Annotated in this window: 2 protein-coding genes; one reads left to right on the plus strand and one right to left on the minus strand. The window is 45.3% G+C overall.

Annotated elements, in window-relative coordinates; genetic code table 11:
* Positions 1-432: 432 nt before the first annotated feature.
* On the plus strand, positions 433-2,061 hold the full coding sequence (locus IM515_RS03510; protein WP_287629057.1) for a cation:proton antiporter: 1,629 nt from the start codon (positions 433-435) through the stop codon (positions 2,059-2,061).
* Here the strand turns inward: IM515_RS03510 and IM515_RS03515 are convergent.
* Positions 2,018-2,734 carry a potassium channel family protein gene (locus IM515_RS03515; protein ID WP_271954984.1) on the minus strand — a complete coding sequence of 239 codons (717 nt, stop codon included), beginning with the start codon at positions 2,732-2,734 and terminating at the stop codon, positions 2,018-2,020. The genes IM515_RS03510 and IM515_RS03515 overlap by 44 nt on opposite strands.
* Between the last annotated feature and the right edge of the window lie 469 nt (positions 2,735-3,203).

The raw sequence follows: 3,203 nt of genomic DNA on the forward strand, positions 1-3,203 counted from the left end.
AATAAATTCTTGAGTAAAAATAAATATTACCAATTGTAAATTTAAATATTTTTAAGTATTGAAGGTATTTGCATATAAAATACTTATCATTTTGCCCCGATTGCCTCTAACTTTTCCCTCCCCACAGCAATCACCGGGTAAATAGAAAATTTCTCATTCTTTCTCCTAGAGATGAAGTACAAATTAATCTTTACTCATCAAGTATTTTAAGTAGCTGGGTGGAATTAAATATAAAATGAACGTAGGTTGGGTTGAAGCATGAAACCCAACGCCCGCATGGGTTACGCTACCGCTAACCCATCCTACAAATAATTGTGCCTACCTACTTAGCAACAATAACTAACCGTATCTATCTGAGAAAGGCTGTAACTGCCATAACCCCCCTTATATTATAAAAATAGTCAAGTTCTTAATTCTCGGTAAAATCGTCCTATGAGGGGAGAATTATTAGTAGCCTGGGCAGCACAACAAAAATCCTTCGATAGCAATTCTGCTGTGAACAGCCAAACGGTGGGAGACATTCCTGAACTGGTTCTTGTCTTGATCCTGCTGCTACTGATTGCCACTGCCGTTGCTCTAGTAACCCAGCGATTACGCATTTCCTATGTAGCAGGTTTAGTCTTAGCAGGATTACCGATTACCGATCTGTTATCTCGTCGTATTGGCTTAGATCCGTTTTTAGTGCTTAACCTTTTTCTGCCGATTCTGATTTTTGAAGCGGCGATTAATACCGATATCAGCCGTCTTCGCAGTACCTTTAAACCGATCGCACTGCTCGCAGGTCCCGGCTCGGTTTTTTCTGCGGCGATTATTGCGGTTTTGGTAAAATTTGGCTTGGGGCTAGATTGGATTCCCGCCTTACTGGTGGGAGTGATTCTAGCAAATACCGATACTGTCTCGATAATTGCCGTCTTTAAGGAAATTCGGGTTCCCTCTAGGCTCTCGACTATTGTGGAAGGGGAAACACTATTCAATGATGCAGCCGCACTCGTCACCTTTAATTTGCTCTTGGTGATTTACGCGACTGGAACCATCAGCACTACACAAGTCATCAAGGAAGTGTTGATCGTTGCTCTGGGTGGGGGATTAGTGGGCGCTGTACTAGGCTACCTGTGTCTGCCTATCTATGTGCGCTTACGGGATCCGCTGAGTAGCCTGCTGCTTACGGTTGCGCTTGCCTTGGGAGCTTTTCAACTTGGGCAGTTTTTGAGTGTATCGGGAGCGGTGGCAGTAGTTATTGCCGGACTTGTCTTTGGTAACTTGGGGCTGCCTCGCAGCGCCTCTGCATCCGATCGCATTACCCTGATCAGTTTTTGGGAATATGCTGGTTTTATCGTCAATACCTTTATTTTTCTGCTTATTGGCATTGAAATCAACCCCTTGACCCTATGGCAAACCTTGCCATCGATTGTGCTGGTCATTTTGGCTTATCAATTGGGGCGTATTCTGTCAGTGTATTCTTTACTATCGGTACTTCGCTGGATCGATCGACCAATCCCCTTACGCTGGCAACATATTCTGATTTTGGGCAACATCAAGGGTTCACTCTCCATGGCCCTAGCGGTTGCCATTCCTTTGGCTCTAACAGGGCGGGAATTGATCATCGAGCTAGTCTTTGGCTCTGTGTTATTTTCTCTGGTTATCCAAGGATTAGCCTTACCCTGGTTAATTAAGAGGCTCAATATTAGTCAGGTTTCGGCAGTAACACGGGATATTGGACAGTTACAGCTGCAGTTGATTGCGTCGAAAGCGGCACAAGATGAGTTAGCCAATTTACTGAAATCGGGTGTTTTACCGAAAGCAGTGTACGAAGAACTGTGGGCATCTTATCAGGCAAAAGTGGCGGTATCGGAACGGCTGCTGCGGGATGCTTATAATCAGTCTCGATCGGGGCAAAGGTCGCCTAACAACAGTCAACTAGATGCCATTCGACGACGATTGTTCCTCGCTGAGAAAGCAGCCCTGGGGGATGCACTTCGCAAACGCATTGTACCGGAAGACTTGGTACAATCCTACGTTAAAGGTTTGGATGAGAAACTTCTATCGTTGGACGATGATTAGTTTGAATGCCGAGGTAATCGATCATAGGTTTGACGAATTCCGGACGAGTAACTACTAAAATAGTTGAGTCGGCTTCTAGGACGGTATTGCCGTTGGGAATCTCTAAACTGGCACAAGGGTGACACTGATAGCCAATAATCAGCGAACCGGTCGGAAAGTTGGCATCTTGAGCAATTTGGGCAACGGTACGCCCAGCTACATAACAATCCTTGGGGACGGGCAGTTTTAGCACCTCCACTTGCCCCTGTTCAAAGTGCATCATCGATTCTACTTCGGGGTATTCGATCGCATTAGCCATGGTGACAACGGCTAAATCAATCGTGCTGATGATGTGACTAGCTCTAGCAAGACGATAGGCCTCGAGAAACTCGCGATCGCACATTCTCACCACAATATGGGAAATGCCATAACTTCTAGACAAGGTAACTAGGGCTAGATTCATGGCATCGTCCCTCAATGCGGCAACAACCGCGTTAGCTTGTCGAATCCCCGCCTCTAACAGGACTTTTGTGCTGACAGCACTCCCCTCAAAGGCCATGACACCGATTTTTTCCCGGGCAAACCGACAAGCTAATGGGTCCACATCAACGATGGCGACGGTGTGTCCCAAGTCTAAAAGCTGTTGGGCTAAACCTAGCCCCACCATTCCCGCCCCACCAATTAAAACGTACATAGCGGCTCTTTACTTAACAAAATACTGCCTAAGTAGGGCTTGCTGAAAAAGTACGGGCGAAGCATTCGGATAGAAAATCTCCGGTTTCACCGATAGGTTATTGCCCGAATGCTTCGCCCCTACAGGACGCGGGCCGATGAAGACGCGAGGTTTTGAACGACGATTCTCTCAACATCTTGCACCTGTTTTGCGAGAAAAGCCCCAAAACCCTTACGTTGCCTACATTTCACATTTATTCAGCAAGCCCTAAGTAAGTGGTTTCAATTAGATTATAATCAGCTACTTACCCAAAAAATCTCCACAGACAACATCAAATAAATTTATTTTGATCAATTCAAATACAAGAAAAAACAACTCTAGCAGTTATCTTAAGGGTGAGGCAGGAAGTCTCTGATTTTAGGAAACACTGGAACTAGAGATGATGCTAAATCTCGTCATTTCGTCCCTACCACAATTTGGGCATTTTGTC

It is taken from the genome of Microcystis sp. M44BS1, assembly GCF_020244875.1.
In the GTDB taxonomy this organism is placed as follows: domain Bacteria; phylum Cyanobacteriota; class Cyanobacteriia; order Cyanobacteriales; family Microcystaceae; genus Microcystis; species Microcystis panniformis.

Coding starts and splice junctions, on each gene's coding strand:
- IM515_RS03510 (WP_287629057.1), top strand. CDS start 433: ATGAGGGGAGAATTATTAGTAGCCTGGGCAGCACAACAAAAATCCTTC.
- IM515_RS03515 (WP_271954984.1), bottom strand. CDS start 2,734: ATGTACGTTTTAATTGGTGGGGCGGGAATGGTGGGGCTAGGTTTAGCC.